General features: G+C 66.4%; 2 protein-coding genes. Both read right to left on the bottom strand.

The features are described from left to right. A partial coding sequence (locus tag EAW56_RS12430) for a response regulator transcription factor (protein ID WP_147453339.1) occupies nucleotides 1-550 on the bottom strand: 550 nt, incomplete at its 3' end. Then, the coding region (locus EAW56_RS12425) for a dTMP kinase (protein WP_122086860.1) at nucleotides 550-1,061 on the bottom strand (512 nt) is incomplete at its 5' end. The genes EAW56_RS12430 and EAW56_RS12425, both read right to left, overlap by 1 nt.

The raw sequence follows: 1,061 nt of genomic DNA, 5'->3' as shown, positions 1-1,061 counted from the left end.
TGCGGTAGCCCCACACCGTTTCCAGCAGCTCCTCGCGGGTGTGCACCTGGTTGGGCTTGCGCGCCATCTCCAGCAGCAAGTCGAACTCCAGCGGGGTCAGCGAGATCTCCTCGCTGCCGCGGCTGACGATGTGCTGCGGGACGTCAATGGTCAGGTCGCCCACGTGGAGGACGTCGCTGGCCTGGTCGTCGGTGCGGCGCAGACGGGCGCGAATGCGGGCCACCAGCTCCTTCGGCTTGAACGGCTTGGTGATGTAGTCGTCCGCTCCAGACTCCAGGCCGAGCACCACGTCGACCGTGTCGGTCTTCGCGGTCAGCATGACGATGGGCACCGGAGAGGTGCGGCGGATCTCGCGGCAGATGTCAATGCCGTTGACGCCCGGGAGCATGAGGTCCAGCAGGATCAGGTCCGGGTCAAAGCTGTGGAACGTGTCCACCGCCTCCGCGCCGTCCTGGACTGACGCGGTGCGGAAGCCCTCGGCCTCCAACACGATGGTGAGCATCTCATTGATGGCTGGGTCATCATCAACAACGAGGATCTTCGGCTGCATTACGGCTCCTTGGCGTAGAAGTCTTTCACTGCTTGCATAATAGTGCCCGCATCATTGGTGCGAATCCACGGACTCACCCAGCCGGCTTCCGCCAGGGACACGTAGGCGCTGTGGGTGTCGCGCTGCAGCTGCGCGTCCCGCTCATAACGGTCGCGCTCGCGCGAGGCGTCCTGCGCCGCGCGCTGGACTGCCCGCTCCTGCGCGACCTCCGGGGGCGTATCCACGAGCACCTGCAGGTCCGGCAGAGGAAGGCCGAGTCGGTCAAACTCGAGCTCGCGGACCCACTCCACCACCGTCTCGTCGCCGGTGCGCGCCCAGGAGTACGCCGCGTTTGACGCCACGTAGCGGTCCAGGATCACGAGCTCGTCGCTGCCTTTGTAGCGCGCGATGTCCGCCCTCGCCCCGAAGCGGTCCAGCGCAAACATGGTGGCCATGCCGTACGCGGAGTCGGTCAGGTCGCCCATCTTCCCGTGCAGCGCCTGCTGCGCCAGCTGCGCGTGGATCGAGTCCG

The organism is Corynebacterium gottingense (assembly GCF_003693265.1).
GTDB classification, from domain to species: domain Bacteria; phylum Actinomycetota; class Actinomycetes; order Mycobacteriales; family Mycobacteriaceae; genus Corynebacterium; species Corynebacterium gottingense.
The sequence above is the reverse complement of the archived record's forward strand: the minus strand, read 5'-3'. Positions and strand labels throughout refer to the sequence as shown.